We start from the raw sequence: 15,153 nt of genomic DNA, 5'->3' as shown, positions 1-15,153 counted from the left end.
CGGCGCTGCCGTTGCGAAGTATCGGGCAATTCCTTTCATTGTGAGGTGTGGCGATGGCTTACACGCAAGACGACATCGACGCGCTCAAGGCCGCGCTCGCAACGGGCGCCCGGCGCGTCAAGTTCGGCTCGGGGCCTGATAGTCGCGATGTCGAATATCAAAGCCGGGCGGAAATGCTCGCGCAACTCAGCGACATGACTCGCGAGGTGACGGGCACCGCGCCGGCGCCGTTCGTTTCGTTCGTTCGGCATTGCCGCGACTGAGGGTGATCAAATGAACATGCTCGATCGCGTCGTCGGCTATTTCTCGCCCGAGTCCGGCTTGCGCCGTACCGCCGCGCGGATCAGTCTCAATCAAGTGCGGTCCTATGACGGGGCCAAGGGCGGACGCCGCGCCGGCGATTGGCGCGCGACCAACGCCTCGGCGAACGTCGAGACAAAGGCGGCGCTGCCGCGCCTGCGCGCCCGCTCGCGCGATCTCGTGCGCAACACGTGGTGGGGGCAGCGCATCGAGCAGGTGACGGTTTCGCACACCGTCGGCACTGGCATCATTCCCAAGCCGAGCACTGGCGACAAGGCGCTCGACAAGCGCGTTAAACGCGCCTGGAAAAAATGGGCAAAGCAGTGCGACCGCGAGGGACAACTCAATTTCGAGGGACTGCAGGCGCTCGCGGTTCGCTGCATCATGGAGTCGGGCGAGGTGCTCGGCCGCATGGTGCCGCTCTCGGCCGCCGAGGCGACGCGCGGTGTTGTGCCGCTCGAATTGCAATTGCTGGAGCCGGATCACCTCGATCAATCGCGCGATCGCATCATGATGGTGGAGCGCAAGCCGCTGTCGGCGATCAATGCCGAGGGCGTCGTCGTCGATCAGGGCATCGAATACACGCTCGCCGGCAAGCGCAAAGCGTATTGGATTTATCCCGTGCACCCTGGCGCGCGCGGCCTCGTCATGCCCTCGGCCTCGGTGCGGGTGCCGGCGGCCGATATGCTGCACGCTTACCGCAAGGATCGGATCGGACAGGGCCGGGGTGTGCCGTGGCTCGCGCCTGTGATGCTCACCGGGCGCGATTTTGCCGACTTGCAAGAGGCGATCGTCGTCAAGGCGCGCATCGAATCGTGTCTCGCGGCTTTCATCAAGACCAACTCGACGGCGCGCACGCTCGCCCAGGCGCAACAGGAATCGAATGGCGGCTCGGCCTCGCGGCGCATCGAGAGTTTCGCGCCGGGCATGGTCGCCTATTTGGAGCCCGGCGAGGAGCTCCAAACTGTCGCCCCGTCGGGCTCGATGCAATTCGAGGGCGTGCTCAAGAGCACGTTGCAGGCGATCGCCGCCGGCGCCGGCATCACTTACGATCAACTCACCGGCGATCTGTCGCGGGCGAATTTCTCCTCGCTCAAGGCCGGCAAGATCGAGTTTCGCCGCGTCGTTGAGCAGTTCCAGCATTTGACGCTGGTCCCGATGTTCCTTGAACCGCTTTGGGAGCGATGGTGCGAGCTCGCGGTGCTCAACGGCATCTTGCCCGAGCGCGAGGAAGGTTATCCGGTTGAATGGATCATGCCGGCGTGGGAGCCGATTGATCCGATGAAGGAATTGCAAGCCGACATCCTCGCCGTGCGATCCGGCCGGATGACATGGCCGCAATTCGTGCTCGCCTGGGGCTTCGACCCCGACACGCAACTCGACGAAATCGAGTCGTGGTTCGGCGAGCTCGACAAACGAAAGATCATTCTCGACACCGATCCGCGCGTCGCCCTCGCATCGACAAAGGGCGGCGCCGGCGCCGAGTCACAAACCGAGGTCAATACGAATGTCGCAAAGGACGGTGGCGGTAAGCCCGCCAAAAAGTGACGAGCCGGGCGCGCTGCCGATGCAAACGCGCTCGCTTCCGGTCAACAGCGTTGACGCCGACAAGCGCACCGTCGAGGTGACGTTCACCACGGGCGCCGCCGTGCGTCGTCGCGCCTGGGGCTACAACGGCTCGACGCTGTTCGATGAGGTGCTTGAGGTGTCGCGCTCGGCCGTGAACCTTGAACGCCTCAACGCCGGCGCGCCGGCGCTCGATAGCCATTCGACCTATGGCACGCGCTCGCAACTCGGTGTTGTCGAACGTGCCTGGATCGAGGGCAAGGAAGGCCGTGCGCTCATTCGATTCCCGACGAAGGGAGTCGACGACGCCGCCGATCGCATGTTCGCGATGGTGCAAGAGGGCATCATCCGAAACGTGTCTGTCGGTTACTCGCTCGACGAGGTTCGCGTCGAGGAGCCGCAGAAAAAGGGCGATGTCGAAAAGCGCATCGCTACCCGCTGGACTCCTTTCGAGGTGTCTTTCGTCACCGTTCCCGCCGATGCCGGCGCGCAAGTGCGCGGCACCGAGGAAACCTTTCCTGTCACCATCCAACGGGCGATGCCCGCCAACAAGGAAACTTCCGCAATGGATGAGATCGAGACCAACACCAACGAGACCCGCACCGCGCCGGCCGTGACCGTGCCGCCCGCGCCGGCCGCTGCCGACGCCAGCCGCGCCGCTCCGAGCCCCGACGCCGCCGTGCGCGCCGCCGTCGAGGCCGAGCGCGTTCGCGTCTCCGAGATCACCGCGCTCGGCCTGCGCCACGGCATGCCCGCCGATTTCGTCGCGAAGCAGATCGCGTCGGGCGTCGCCGTCGCCGACGTGCGCGCCGCCGTGCTCGACGCGATCGCCGCGCGTGCCAATGAGACGCAGATCAGCGCGCGCGGCATCGACGCGCAGATCACCCGCGACGAGGGCGACACCATTCGCGCCGCGCTGGAAACCGCCATTCTGCACCGCGCGAGCCCGTCGGCGGTGAAGCTCGACGACGCGGCGCGCCAGTGGCGCGGCATGTCGCTCATGGAAATGGGCCGCACGTTCCACGAGCAGACCACGGGCGAGCGCCTGCGCGGCCTGGGCAAGATGGAGCTCGCAACCCGCCTGCTCGGCCTCGATACCGGCTTGCGCTCGGGCGGCATGCTGGCAACGTCGGATTTCCCGGCGATCCTGGCGAACGTCGTCTCGAAGCGGCTGCGCTCGGCCTATGAGGTGGCGCCGCAGAACTGGAAACGACTTTCGCGCCAGAACAACGCGCCCGATTTCAAGGCGCGCGCGATCGTGCAGCTTTCCAACATGCCGCACCTCAAGCCGGTGAGCGAGGGCGGCGAATATCAGCGCGCCGCGCTCGCCGACTCGAAGGAGTCGTATGCGCTGGCCACGTTCGGCCGCGTCGTCACGATCACCCGTCAGGCGCTGATCAATGACGATCTCGGCGCGTTCGATCGCCTGCCGATGCTGCTCGGCCGTGCGGCGGCCGAAACCGAGGCGTCGCTGTTCTGGGCGATCATCACGAGCAATCCGCAGATGGGCGACGGCAAGGCGCTGTTTCACACGGCGCACGGCAACCTCGGCACCGCCGGCGCGATCAACCTCACCACGCTCAACGAGGCGCGGTCGTCGATGCGCAAGCAGAAGGGACTCGCGCCCAAGGCTTCCGAGCCGGCCGATCCGCTCAACCTGACGCCGCGCTATATCGCGGTGTCGCCCGACAAGGAAACCGAGGTGCAGCAGTTCTTGCACACGGTCATGTATCCGCAGAATCCGGATCAGGTGAACGTGTTCGCCGGCTCGCTTGAGCCCGTCGTCGAGGCGCGTTTGCAGGGCAATGCGTGGTATCTGTTCGCCGATCCCGCGACGATCGACACCATCGAGTATGCATATCTCGAAGGCGAGGAGGGGCTCTATACCGAGTCTCGCCTGGGCTTCGAGGTGGACGGCATCGAGATCAAGGGGCGGCTCGATTTCGCTGCGAAGGCGATCGACCATCGCGGTATGTTCATGAACGGCGGCAACTAATAGCCGACGTTTTCGCGTTCGTATGACGGCCGGCGCTTTCGCGTCGGCCGTTTTCGTTTCAAATTCTGCAAGCGAAAGAGTCAGCAGATGAAAAATTATCTCAACAAGGGCGACACGCTCGATGTCACTCTCACCGGCGCCGTGACCGGCGGCGTTGCGGCGCTGGTTGGTGCCGAGTGTTTCGGCGTGCCGATGACGGATGGCGTCGCCGGCGCCGTGGTCGCGTTCGTGCGCGAGGGAGTGTTTTCGGATCAGCCGACGGATACCGGCGCGGCCTGGACGTTCGGTGATGCGCTCTATTGGGACAACACGAATCACGTGTTCACCAAGACCGCCACCAACAATCTGCGCGTCGGCTTCGCGGGCGCCGCCAAGGCGTCGGGCGACACGACGGCAACCGTCGTCATCGATCGCCGCGTCGGCTAACCGAGGGGGCTTAGTCATGGCATCACCGTTTGAGCGTGCTGTCGCCGCTGCGGCGGTGATGCATGACAAAATCCAGGGCGATAAGTTCACTTTCGCCCCGATGAAATATGACACCGATCGCAACGCGCCGTTGATCCCCGATCTTTCGCGCGATGTTGTCGAGCACGTGATTTGCCCGTTCACCGAAACGGCTGCGCGCGCCGGCGCCGGGCCGTTCGCGCAAGTTGGCGTGCAGCCTGAGCGCGCTGCGCATTCGACGGCGCGGCCGACGGTTTCGCTCGATCTCTCGCGCCTGCCGTGGCGCCCGCGCGTTGGCGACATGGTGACGCAAGAGGGCACAGGGCGGCGCTTCAAAATCTTCGAGGTGCTGCCCTCGACGCCGGGCTTTGTCCGCATTTCATTGAACGGGTTGTAACATGCTCGCGCGAACCTTTTTTCGTCTCTGCGCGCTCGAAGCGTTGCGCCCGTCGCCGCTGCTCGCCGCCGGCGGCCCGTGGCCGACATTGGCCGGCCCGTATGTATCCGACTCGCGGATCGATCCTTTCGACGACAACCTCACGAGCGACGAGCGCCGCGCGCTGATCGCCGTCTATACCGAGGGCACGCGGCTCGGCAAGATCGCGCAAGCTGGCCCGCTGTTGCACAAGGCCGATGTTGATCTCGTGTTCGAGATTTCCATCGTCGGCAATGCGGCGGCGGACGGCTCGACGCCGGATCCTCAATTCTATGTCACCGACGGGCAAACCGAGGCAATGCTCGACTCGCTCGAAGCGCAGATTTATGAGGTGCTGCACTTCGCGCCGAGCGGCGCCCTGTTTCGGCAGATGGGCAAGGGCATGGCCGAGTCCTGGCATTCCGAGCCGCACCGTTCGGGTGAGGAGGATGTGCGGCTCGCCCGGCGCAAGGTGACGGCGCTTTTCCGGCTCAAGGAAACCTATCTCGATCCCGCGCCGGCGACGGCGCCGGCCGATCTCGCCCGCCTGCCGGCGACGCTGCAGCCGATCGCGCAGGCGCTCGACGGCTCGACGTACCTCGCCGATCTCGTGCTTAGCGTCGCGCGCGTTGCCACGGCAATGCCGACGCGCGTCAATCTCAACACGGTGGGGCTCACGGCGTCACCGCAACCCGCCGTGTCCGCGTCGGTGCAGGGCACCGCGAACAATCTGCAAGGGTAAACCATGGCAACCAACATCTTTGTTAAGCCGGTGCTCGTCACGATCGACGGCATCACGCGGCCGGCGCCGGTGCGCGATCCGGTGTCCTTCAAGCGCCTCGATCCGGCCGGCGAGTGGAAACCTCGATCGCAATATTGGAGCAGGCGCTTGCTGCAAGGTGACGTGATCGAGGCGCCGCCCGCCGAGGCGCCGAGCTCGCCGCCGCCCGTCGTCGCCGGCTAGCCGCCCTCGCTTCCCTCTTTCTCGAAAGTTCCGAAACCGCAACCTCGCCGGCGTGTGACACGCCGCGCGCATGAGGAGTCACGTCAACGATGGGTGTCCTTTTCAACAACATCCCCGGCAACCAGTTGGTGCCGTTCTGGTTCGCGGAGATCAATTCCGGCGGCACGCCGTACGCGAACAACCCGCGCGTTCTTCTGATCGGTCAGAAGCTCGCCGCCGGCCTCGCCGCCGCCGGCATCGTCTATGGCCCGATCCAGAACGAGCGCGAGGCAATCGCGCAGTTCGGCGCCGGCTCGATGCTCGTCGATCAGTACCGCATGGCCCGCCGCGCGGCGCCGTTTCAGCCGATTTGGGCATTGCCGCTCGCCGATCCCGCCGGCGCCTCGGCGGCGATGTCCTACACGTTCACTGCGCCCGGTGTGACCGGCGCCGCGATCCTGCTCGGCCTCGGCCGGCGCATTCCGTTCCAGATCAACGCGGCCGACACTGCCGCGAACGTCGCGACCAATGCCGCCGCCGCGATCAATGCCATGGGCCTGCCGGTGACGGCCGCCGTCGATGGCACCACGCCGGCGAAAGTGAACGTCACCTCGACGCACAAGGGCGCGATTTTCAACGGTCAGGAAATGACCATCGCGAGCGACGAGTCCAACGTGCTCAACTCGGGCAACGTCACCGTGACGGCGTTCGCGGGCGGCAATGGCGTTCCCGATCTCGCCGGGCCGCTGTCGAGCCTCGGCGATCAGGAATATGATTTCATCGGCGCGCCGTATTCCGACACGGCCTCGCTCAACGCGATCCGCGATTTCCTCGACGATCAGGCGGGCCGCTGGTCTCCGAGTCAGCAGCTTTACGGCGGCTATTTCGGGATGCAGACCGGCAACCTGTCGGGCCTCGTGACGTTCGGCGATGGCCGCAACGATCAGCACGCCGTCGTGATCGGATCGCAGCGCCTGCCGACTCCGGAGTGGGAAGTTTCGGCCTCGGCGGCGGCCATGGCGAGCGTGCACCTCGGCACCGCGCCGGAAGTGTCGCGCCCGCTGCAAACGCTGGTGTTGCCCGGCGTGCAGCCGCCGCGCGATCGCTCGTTGTGGTGGGATATCGCGGATCGTCAGGCGCTCTATGCCGACGGCATCGCGGCCCTGAAGGTGCGCAGCGACGGACAGGTCGCAATCGATCGCCTGGTGACGACCTATCAGAAGAACGCCTCGGGCGTTCCCGATGGCACGTTCCGCGATGTCGAGACGATGTATCAGTTGATGTTCATCGTTCGCTATCTGCGCTCCGCGGTGTCGAACAAGCATGGCCGGCAAGCTCTGGCGAGCGAGAATCCGTTCAACCTGCCGCAGATCGCGACGCCGAAGTCGATCCGCAACACGCTCATTCACGCCTACAACGATCTCGTTGCGCTGGGCGTGTGTGAAAAGGCCGATCTGTTCGCGCAGTATCTCGTCGTCGAGCGCGATCCGAACGACGCGAACCGCGTGAATGCGTATCTGCCGGTCGATGTCGTCAATCAGTTGCGCGTGTTCGCGGCGAACATCACGGCTTTCCTCGAATATCAGACCGCATCCGGCGCGGCGGCCGTCTAAGCCTCGCCCGGGCGCCCGGCCTTGTGAGGCTGGGCGCTTTCCCTTTTTCGTTCTGGAGCTCAACCCATGGCAGATGATTCCAACAACTACAGTTTCGGCGGCCGGATGTCCGTCACCGGCGGCACCGACAATTACGCGCCGTCCGATGTCAACATCGAGCTCGATCCGACCAACATCAAGACGGATGCAACCGCCAACGGCGATGGCACCGCCTGCTACACCTCGACGCCGAAGCTCTACGGCGCCAAGATCAAGTTTCGCGATCGCTCGGGCATCGTGTGGAACGACGTTCTTCGCAAGACGATGGACTGGACCATTGTCGAGGAGGACAACAACGTGACGCACGTTTTCACCTCGGCGCGCATCGTCGGCGAGCCCGTCGTCGATCGCTCCAACGGCGAGGTGACGGGCTGCGAAATTCGCGGATCGCAATATCAGAAGCTCAACAACTAACGGGCTTTCGCGTCGGCGGGGTGAGCCCGTCGGCGCTTTCTCTCCTGACCAAACTGAGGAGGTGCCGCCATGGCGCGCGAGACCAAAGAAGTCACTCTCAAAAAGCCGTTCGCCGATGGCAAGGGCGGCACGGTGACAAAGATCGTGCTACAGGAGCCGAGCGCGCAGGACTTTTTCAAGTTCGGCCCGGTGCAAACCTGGGTGCGCGCCGCCGGCGGCATGGCGCTCGTTGATGAGGATGCGGCGATCGCGGCCTATACCGAGCGTGCTATCATCGAGCCAAATCCGCTGCTCGCCATGAGTCAAATGTCGCTGCTCGACGCGATCGCGGTGCGCGAGGCGCTCCTCGGTTTTTTTCGCGAATCGGCGCCGGCGCTGGAGCGGCGGGAGAAACTGCCGACATAGGCGCGATTTGGGATTACGTCGTGCTCGGCGCACGCATCGCCAACGCCGACGCGGCCGATCACGCCGGGCTCTCGGATTTGGTGCGATGGGCCGATCGCGCAATCACGGTACAGAAGAAGCGGGGCGGTAAATGAGTCAGATCCTCGAAGCGACGGCGATCATCAAGGGCAAAGATGCGACGGGCGGCGCCTTCGATGCCGTGGCGAGCAAGATCGGCCGCATTGCCCGCGCGGCCAACGCGCTCAACCGCGACGTTCAAAAGCAAATGAACGTCGCCTCGACGGCCGCCGCCAACGCCGAGCGGCACATCGATCGCACGCAGCGCGCGCAAGCCTCGATCGCGCACGGCTACAAAATGGCGATCGGCGGCGCCGCCGTCTACAGCGGCGCGCACGCAATGAGGGCGATCGCCGAGCGCGCGGCCGAGGCGTCGGAAAACCGGGCGCACGAGCGCCAGCGCATGGACGCCGCCGGCATGTCGGCGCACGAGATCGAGGAGGCCGGCAAGCTCGCCGGCGATATCTCGAAAAAGTTTCCCTCGCTGTCGCAAACCGAAATGATGCACACGGCGCGCAATGTGCGCTCGATGGTTGGCACATTCGAGGAGGCAACGCATGTCTTGGAGCCGCTCGCGCGTCTGCGCGTCGTCGCACTCGGCGCGCACCCCGAGAAGGCCGAGGAGCTCAACGAAGATTTCGACAAGCTCGCGAAGGGCATGGAGATCAAGGGCGTGACGCAGGATCGCGCCAAGTTCGAGCACTACATCGACAACATGGCGAAAGCCGTCAACGTGTTCGGCGATACGCTGCGGCCGACTGACTATTACGAGATGTTCAAGTATGGCCGCGCCGCGACCAACGCCTTGAGCGATGATTTCATGCTCAAGACCGCGCCGACGCTGGCGCAGGAGCTCGGCGGATCGTCGGCGGGTAAGGCGCTGTCGAGCTTTTACACGCAGATGGTTGGCGGCAAGATGTCGAACAAGTCTGTTGAGGCGCTCGCGGAATATGGGCTGATCAACAAGGATAAGGTGATCAAGACCAAAACCGGCAACGTCAAGGGCGTGAAGCCCGGCGGCATCGTCGGCGAGGAGTACCTCAAGCCCGGCCAAACCGATCCCTATATGTGGGTGAACAAGGTTTTGATCCCGGCGCTCGCAAAAAAGGGCGTGACCGATCCGTCTAAAATTCAGGAGATCATTGCGGCGATCTCCTCGCAGCAGACAACAGCGCAGATGATGGCCATTTTCGCCACTCAACAGGCGCGCATCGAAAAGGATAAGGAGCTCGTCGCCGGCGCAAAGGGCGGCTCGGCGGCCGAGGATTATCAGAAGAACGATCCCAAGGTGATCCGCAAGTCGATCGGCGCCCAGGCGGATAACCTGCTCGCCAACACGACCGAAACTGCAATGCCGGCGGTTAATCAGGGTATGAACTGGTTTGCGAGCGGGCTTTCCTGGGCGGCCGAGCACGCCAAGTCGCGGCCCGGCGACATCGCCACCGGCGGCGGATGGCTCGCCGCCATGGGTGGCGCGCTCGGCCTCGACACCACGCTCGCCGGCCTGGAAAAGATCACCGGCAAAGGCGGCACATCGTTCATGGCGAGCAAGGTCGCGGCCTCGCTCGCGCCCGTGCTGGCGCTGCCGCAGATCGCCGACGCGGTGATGGACGATCACGACATTGAGCGCTTGAAGCGTTACGAGGCCGGGCCGCGCTACCGGCTCGATCAATTGGCCGCGCTCGGCGGCTCCGGATGGGGGCCGGCGCGCGACGAGCAGGGGCGCATGAAAAACCCGAGTTGGCTCGACCGGCACATTTGGCCGGAAGATGACGGGCGCGTGGCGACGCGCGCGCGGCTCGAAAATGAGCTTGAGGGTTTCGGCTACAATCGCAACGTGACCGAGGGGCGCTATCGCGGCGGCAACGCCGGCTGGACGATCGACGACATCCGCAAGGCGACGGGCATCGGCTCGGGCGAGCCCGTCAAAGCGCAGATCGAGGGCAACGCGACGCTCACGACGACGGTCACGGTTCAACCGGCGGCCGGCTTTTGGGCGCAAGTCGAGCAGAAGGTTGAGAACGCGATCAATGCCTTTCGGGCGAGCGGTTCCTCGGCCAAGGGCTCGACGGGCTCGACCGGGCAATCGAGCCCCGACGCATCGCCGGCGCCCTGATCTTAAACGGCCGCTAGGCTCCGCAGCGGCGGCCCGTGGTGCGTTAAATCCGATCGGCCAAACTACCGGACAGCAGAGAACGGGCGGCCCTGGCGGGCCGCCCTTTTTGTTTCGTACGATACAAAGGGCAACCGGCATGGCGACGCAGCAGGGCCGCGACTGGCTCACGAGCCTTTGGCCGGCATCTTACAAAGGGGTGCCGTTCTACTTCGAGGAAGACAAGGAAGCCGGCGGCCGGGGCCTTGTCATCCATGAGTTCCCGAACCGCGATGATCCGTTCGTCGAGGATCTCGGCGAGGCGCCGCGCTTCTACAGCGGCGCGGCCTATGTGCACGGCGACGCCGCCGACGCGCTCGCCTCGGCCCTGAAAACCGCGCTCGCCTCGCGCGGCGCCGGCATTCTCGTGGTGCCGTATTTCGGCCCGGTGACGGTGCATTGCAAGGATTTCGAGCGGGCGACGCAGCGCGACAAAATGGGTTATGTCGCGTTCGATCTCAAATTCGTGCGCAAGGGCGCGAGCTCGGCGCTTGTCTCGATCCCGCTGCTCGCCAACATCGCGTTTCAGGCGGCCGACAATCTGGCGAGCGCGATCGCGCTGTCGCTGCCGGCGGCGATCTCGACCTATGGCAAGCCGGCGGCGGCTGTTGCCGCCGTCACCGACACGCTCGCCCAGGGCGCGGCGGCCGTTGATGTGCTGCGGCAATCCTACCCGATTGATCCCGTGGTGTCGGGCGCGGTGCGCGATGCCGTCGGGCCGCTGATCTCGAGCATCCCGGCGGCGATCACCAACACCGCCGCGCCGGGCGGCGATGCCGTCGCGGCCGTTGCGAGCCTTGTCGGGCTCGTGCGTCAGACCATGGATGCGCTGCCGGCGGCCTCGGCGACGCGCGCGGCGCTGGAACTGGCGGCGTCGTTTCCCGACACCTCGGGCGCGGCTACGGTTGTCGGCACCGTCGAGCTCGCCGGCCCGGTCTATCGCACGCCGACGCAGAAGCTTGCCGCCGACAACGCCGCCGCCGCCGCGCGCGCCGTGCGGCTGGCCGCCCTCACGGCGTACGCGGAGTCGGTGCTGCGCACGGCGTACACCTCGCGGCCCGAGGGCGTGACGGCGCGCGGCGAGCTCGCCGAGCGCTTCGAGAATGAGCTTTATCAAACCGACGGCGCCGAAAACGCGGCGCTGTTCCTGGCGATCGAGCAGCTACGCGACAAGGTGATCGCCTGGCTGTCGCAAGCGATCGCCAACCTCGCGCCGGTGATCACGGTTGAAAGCGCAAGGCTGCGGCCCTCGCTCGCGCTCGCCTGGATTCTGTACGCCGATCCGAACCGCGCCGACGAGCTCGCGGCGCGCAACGCCGTGCAAAACCCGTTCTTCATGCCGCGCACGATCGAGGCGCTGTCGAGGTAGTCGCGATGGATATTTCACTTGCCTTTGCGCTCGGCTACGGCATCGGCGGGCAAAACCCGGTCGTGACCGTGCTCGCCGGCGGCGCGCAGTGGACGGCATGGCGGCGCGTCATGGTGCGCGCCGCGTTCAAATCTGCGGCGCGTTCGTTCCAGATCGACGCCGCCGCCGAGCCCGGCGGCGCTGCGACGGCCTGGACGTTCAAGGCCGGGACGCAAATCGATATCCTGTTCGATGGTGCGCTCGTCTGCCGTGGTTATGTCGATCGCTATCAGCCGAGATTGAGCGAGCACAAGCGCGCCGAGATCACGATCTCGGGCCGGTCCAAGTCGCAAGACTTCATCGACTGCAGCGCGGTTCACGACACCAACCAATTCAAGAACAAGGATCCTCAGCAGATCGCCGCCGAGCTCGACAAGTTCGGCGTCGGCATTTCGACGGATCAGCAACTCAAAAAGGTGCCCGTTTATCGCGTCACGCCCGGCGAGACGGCGTTCCGGTGCCTGGAAAAGCTCTGCCGTGAGCAGGGCGTCTTTCCCGTCGGGCAGGCGGATGGTTCAATCAAGATCACCAAGGGCGGGCAGAAGCGCCACGCCGGCGGCCTGATCGAGGGCATCAACCTCAAAGAGATCGAGGCGGATCACAATTGGAGCGGCCGGCATTCCGACGTGATCGTGCGCGGTCAGAAGCCCTACGGGCACGGCGCCGACGCCTTGGAGATCGAGGGCCTCGCCCGCGACGCCGAGGTCGGGCGCTACCGCCCGGTGATCGTCTATCACGACGGCGACACCGACAACGATCGCGCCAAGAAACGCGCCACGACGCGGCGCGATCGTGAGGCCGGCAACGCGCTCAAAGCCAATGTGACGGTGCAGGGATTCGCCGACGATGGCGGCGCGCTTTGGGAGCCGGGAAACCTTGTGTTCACCGATAGCGACTTTGCCGACGTGCATCAGGATATGGCGATTGAGACGGTGGAATGGTCGCAGGATCGCGACGACGGCTCGCTGTCGGTGTTGTCGCTGGTTGATCCGCGCGCGCTCGGCGGCAAGGGCACAAAGGGCGGCTCGGCGGGTGGCGCCTGGGGCACGGATGCGGGGGACGATTGAGCGATGTGGATGTGGTTTCCCGAGGGGCAAGAGGGTTTGCTAGGGCATCTGCGGCGCGCGACGCTGCAGAAGACCGACGATAGCGGCACACAGCAGATCCTCAAGAAAATGAGGGGGCTCAAGACCGAGCATTTCGAGGACGTGTATCGGCCGCAGATGCACGGCCTTTCATCGCACGCGCCGAGCGGATCGGAGGGCGTGTTTCTCGCGCTCGGCGGCCGATCCGATCGGCTGCTCGCGCTCGGCTTCGAGCATAAGGATTACCGGCCGAAGAACACGCCCGAGGGCGGCACCATCCTTTACAACCATACGGGCGACGTGGTGCGCGTCTTCAAGGATCAGCTTGAGGTGTATCACACGAAAACGATCAAGCTCTCGATCGGCGCCGGCGTGAAACAGAGCGACGATGAAAGCGTGACGATCACCATGTCGAAAGACGACGTGACGATCACCAAAAAGCAAGCCGTGGTCAAGTTGACCGATAGCAGCATCGAGATCACGCACCCGACGCAAGTCGTCGTCACCTCGCCGAACGTCAAGCTGGGCTCGGCCGGCGCCTCGACGCCTGTCGGGCTTTGCGGCGGCGGATGTGCAACCAAGGTTTTTGCGGAATAGCAAACATGGCATCAGATGTTGTGATCCGCGTCGCCGAGGGCTGCGCGGAGGAATTCAATCTGCTTTGGGATACGGTTTGGGATTCCAAGCGAGGCGTCGGCGATTGGCGGCCGGCCGAGTCTGACGAGATCAATAATCGCGGCGGACTTCGCGCCAAGGCGGCAATCGAAACCGCCGTGATCCTGGCGCTGTTCACCGACAAGCGGATCGCGCCGGATCATCCGCTCTACTTTCTCGCGGACGGCGAACAGGGCGGCTATTGGGGCGACGGCGTGCCGCTTGAGGATGATCATCCCGGCTCGTGGCTTTGGCTCTTGGAGCGCGCGCCGCTCACCATTCTCGGCCTGCCCGCGTCGCACTACGCCGAGCAATTCGCGATCGAGGCGCTCGCGCCGTTGAAAGATCAAGGCGTGTGCGTGCGCATCGACGTGAGCGCGACGCAATACCCGACCGAGGGGCGGCTTGAGCTTTCCGTCGCGCTGTACGGCCGCGACGGCGCACTCGTCTACAACCGCAATTTTGACGTTCTCTGGAATCAGGTGGCGCGCTGATGTTCGCAATTCCTACGCTTAACGACTCCGTTGAGCGGTCGCGCCGCGCGTTCCGCTCCTATCTTCCGAGCACGAATGCTTGGATTAAGCCGAACAACATCAACCCGACGAGCAAGGTTTTCGGCGGCATCGAGCATCTGATTTTCCAGTTTGCCGATTACATCCAGAAACAGAAATTCGCGCTGACGGCCGACGGCGAGAACCTCGACAAGCACGGCGAGGAGCTCGGCCTGTCGCGGCGCCCGGCGAGGCCGGCGGCCGGCAAGGCGTCGATCGTGACAACCGACGCGCTCGCCGTCGATGCTGGCGCGGTGTTCACGCGCGACGACGGCGCGCGCTATCTCGCCACGGCCGCCGGTACGATCCCAGGCGCCGGCACGCTGATCGTGCCCGTGATCGCGGCGGCGAGCGGCGCGGATAGCAATGCAATTGCTAACACGCCGCTCGATCTCACCTCGGGCTTTGGCGGTCCAGGTCTCACCGACGCAACCGCGAGCGTTGATAGTGCGGGCATCGTCGGCGGGCTCAATGTCGAGGAGGACGGCGCGCCATATACCGGCGATCTCGGCACGTTTCGGGGCCGCATCCTGTTCCGCAAGCGCAACCCGCCGGCCGGCGGCTCGCCGGCGGACTATGTGACATGGGCGAGCGAGGTTGTCGGCGTGACGCGCGTTTTCGTCGAGCGCAGGTTCAACGGTCCCGGCACGGTGCGCGTGTTTCCGTTGATGGATGATCTTTACGCCGACGGTATCCCGCAAGCAGCCGATATCGCCCGCGTCGCCGAGGCAATCGACTTGGTTGCGCCGGCGGCGGCGTTGGTGACGGTCGCGGCGCCGGTGGCGCTGCCCGTGCCGATCTCGATCGGACGGCTCAACCCGTTCACTACGGATGTCGAGGAGGCGATCAGGGCCGAGCTCGCCGCGAGCTTTCGCACCAACTCGCGCGTTGCCGGCATCGACGTTCCGATTGCGCCAATGCCCTATATCGCGTCGCCGACATCGTTCTCGCGCTCGTGGATTTGGCAGGCGATGTCAAACGCCGCCGGCGAGGCGAGCGCGGCGGTGAGTTTGCCGGCCGACGACATTTCCCTCGCGCCTGGGCAGATTCCGACGCTTGGCGGCATGACGTTCGCGGCCAACTAAGCGAGGCAGTCAGATGTCAGGATGTG

17 protein-coding genes are annotated in these 15,153 nt (G+C 65.1%); 16 read left to right on the top strand and 1 reads right to left on the bottom strand.

Annotated features, from left to right (window positions below):
- The first annotated feature begins 53 nt into the window (after positions 1 to 53).
- From QXZ94_RS18570 to QXZ94_RS18525, 10 genes are all read left to right on the top strand, one after another.
- Positions 54 to 263: a phage head-tail joining protein gene (locus QXZ94_RS18570; RefSeq protein ID WP_315734181.1), complete on the top strand. Its 210-nt coding sequence runs from the start codon at positions 54 to 56 to the stop codon at positions 261 to 263.
- A 16-nt stretch (positions 264 to 279) separates the two neighbouring features.
- Positions 280 to 1,848, top strand: coding sequence for a phage portal protein (locus QXZ94_RS18565; RefSeq protein ID WP_315721634.1), 1,569 nt, complete (start codon positions 280 to 282; stop codon positions 1,846 to 1,848).
- Between the two features lie 19 nt (positions 1,849 to 1,867).
- Positions 1,868 to 3,862: a prohead protease/major capsid protein fusion protein gene (locus tag QXZ94_RS18560; RefSeq protein ID WP_315721633.1), complete on the top strand. Its 1,995-nt coding sequence runs from the start codon at positions 1,868 to 1,870 to the stop codon at positions 3,860 to 3,862.
- 87 nt (positions 3,863 to 3,949) lie between these two features.
- Complete coding sequence (locus QXZ94_RS18555) at positions 3,950 to 4,288, top strand: DUF2190 family protein (RefSeq protein WP_315721632.1); 339 nt, start codon at positions 3,950 to 3,952, stop codon at positions 4,286 to 4,288.
- Positions 4,289 to 4,304: 16 nt separating this feature from the next.
- Positions 4,305 to 4,703, top strand: a complete 399-nt coding sequence (locus QXZ94_RS18550; protein ID WP_315721631.1) for a hypothetical protein — start codon at positions 4,305 to 4,307, stop codon at positions 4,701 to 4,703.
- Position 4,704: 1 nt separating this feature from the next.
- Positions 4,705 to 5,463, top strand: coding sequence for a hypothetical protein (locus QXZ94_RS18545; RefSeq protein WP_315721630.1), 759 nt, complete (start codon positions 4,705 to 4,707; stop codon positions 5,461 to 5,463).
- 3 nt (positions 5,464 to 5,466) lie between these two features.
- Positions 5,467 to 5,685 carry a DUF2635 domain-containing protein gene (locus tag QXZ94_RS18540; protein ID WP_315721629.1) on the top strand — a complete coding sequence of 73 codons (219 nt, stop codon included), beginning with the start codon at positions 5,467 to 5,469 and terminating at the stop codon, positions 5,683 to 5,685.
- An 89-nt stretch (positions 5,686 to 5,774) separates the two neighbouring features.
- On the top strand, positions 5,775 to 7,277 hold the full coding sequence (locus tag QXZ94_RS18535; protein ID WP_315721628.1) for a phage tail sheath subtilisin-like domain-containing protein: 1,503 nt from the start codon (positions 5,775 to 5,777) through the stop codon (positions 7,275 to 7,277).
- Positions 7,278 to 7,343: 66 nt separating this feature from the next.
- Entirely contained in the window at positions 7,344 to 7,730 is a 387-nt protein-coding gene (locus QXZ94_RS18530) for a hypothetical protein (protein ID WP_315701292.1), read from the top strand.
- Between the two features lie 69 nt (positions 7,731 to 7,799).
- Positions 7,800 to 8,135 (top strand): hypothetical protein, encoded by a 336-nt coding sequence (locus tag QXZ94_RS18525; RefSeq protein ID WP_315721627.1) that lies wholly within the window; start codon positions 7,800 to 7,802, stop codon positions 8,133 to 8,135.
- A 58-nt stretch (positions 8,136 to 8,193) separates the two neighbouring features.
- Here QXZ94_RS18525 and QXZ94_RS18520 read toward each other — a convergent pair whose 3' ends face one another.
- Entirely contained in the window at positions 8,194 to 8,466 is a 273-nt protein-coding gene (locus tag QXZ94_RS18520) for a hypothetical protein (protein ID WP_315721626.1), read from the bottom strand.
- 24 nt (positions 8,467 to 8,490) lie between these two features.
- On the opposite strand from QXZ94_RS18520, the gene QXZ94_RS18515 reads away from it, so the two are divergent.
- From QXZ94_RS18515 to QXZ94_RS18490, 6 genes are read left to right on the top strand one after another with little or no spacing between them, the layout of a single operon-like run.
- Positions 8,491 to 10,308, top strand: a complete 1,818-nt coding sequence (locus QXZ94_RS18515; protein ID WP_315721625.1) for a hypothetical protein — start codon at positions 8,491 to 8,493, stop codon at positions 10,306 to 10,308.
- Entirely contained in the window at positions 10,223 to 11,713 is a 1,491-nt protein-coding gene (locus QXZ94_RS18510; RefSeq protein WP_315721624.1) for a DNA circularization N-terminal domain-containing protein, read from the top strand. Before QXZ94_RS18515 ends, QXZ94_RS18510 begins: the two co-directional genes overlap by 86 nt.
- Positions 11,714 to 11,718: 5 nt before the next feature.
- Positions 11,719 to 12,819 (top strand): phage baseplate assembly protein, encoded by a 1,101-nt coding sequence (locus QXZ94_RS18505; RefSeq protein WP_315721623.1) that lies wholly within the window; start codon positions 11,719 to 11,721, stop codon positions 12,817 to 12,819.
- A gap of 9 nt (positions 12,820 to 12,828) precedes the next feature.
- The gene (locus QXZ94_RS18500; RefSeq protein ID WP_315721622.1) at positions 12,829 to 13,434 is read left to right on the top strand and encodes a phage baseplate assembly protein; all 606 of its coding nucleotides are present in this window, start codon (positions 12,829 to 12,831) and stop codon (positions 13,432 to 13,434) included.
- Between the two features lie 20 nt (positions 13,435 to 13,454).
- The gene (locus QXZ94_RS18495) at positions 13,455 to 13,985 is read left to right on the top strand and encodes a phage GP46 family protein (RefSeq protein WP_315721621.1); all 531 of its coding nucleotides are present in this window, start codon (positions 13,455 to 13,457) and stop codon (positions 13,983 to 13,985) included.
- The gene (locus QXZ94_RS18490) at positions 13,985 to 15,127 is read left to right on the top strand and encodes a baseplate J/gp47 family protein (protein WP_315721620.1); all 1,143 of its coding nucleotides are present in this window, start codon (positions 13,985 to 13,987) and stop codon (positions 15,125 to 15,127) included. The genes QXZ94_RS18495 and QXZ94_RS18490 overlap by 1 nt, the downstream gene beginning before the upstream one ends.
- Positions 15,128 to 15,153: the final 26 nt, after the last annotated feature.

The sequence above is a fragment of the Bradyrhizobium sp. SZCCHNS2022 genome (genome assembly GCF_032377575.1).
In the GTDB taxonomy this organism is placed as follows: Bacteria; Pseudomonadota; Alphaproteobacteria; order Rhizobiales; family Xanthobacteraceae; genus Bradyrhizobium; species Bradyrhizobium aeschynomenes.
This window is presented reverse-complemented; position numbering and strand designations above follow the sequence as displayed.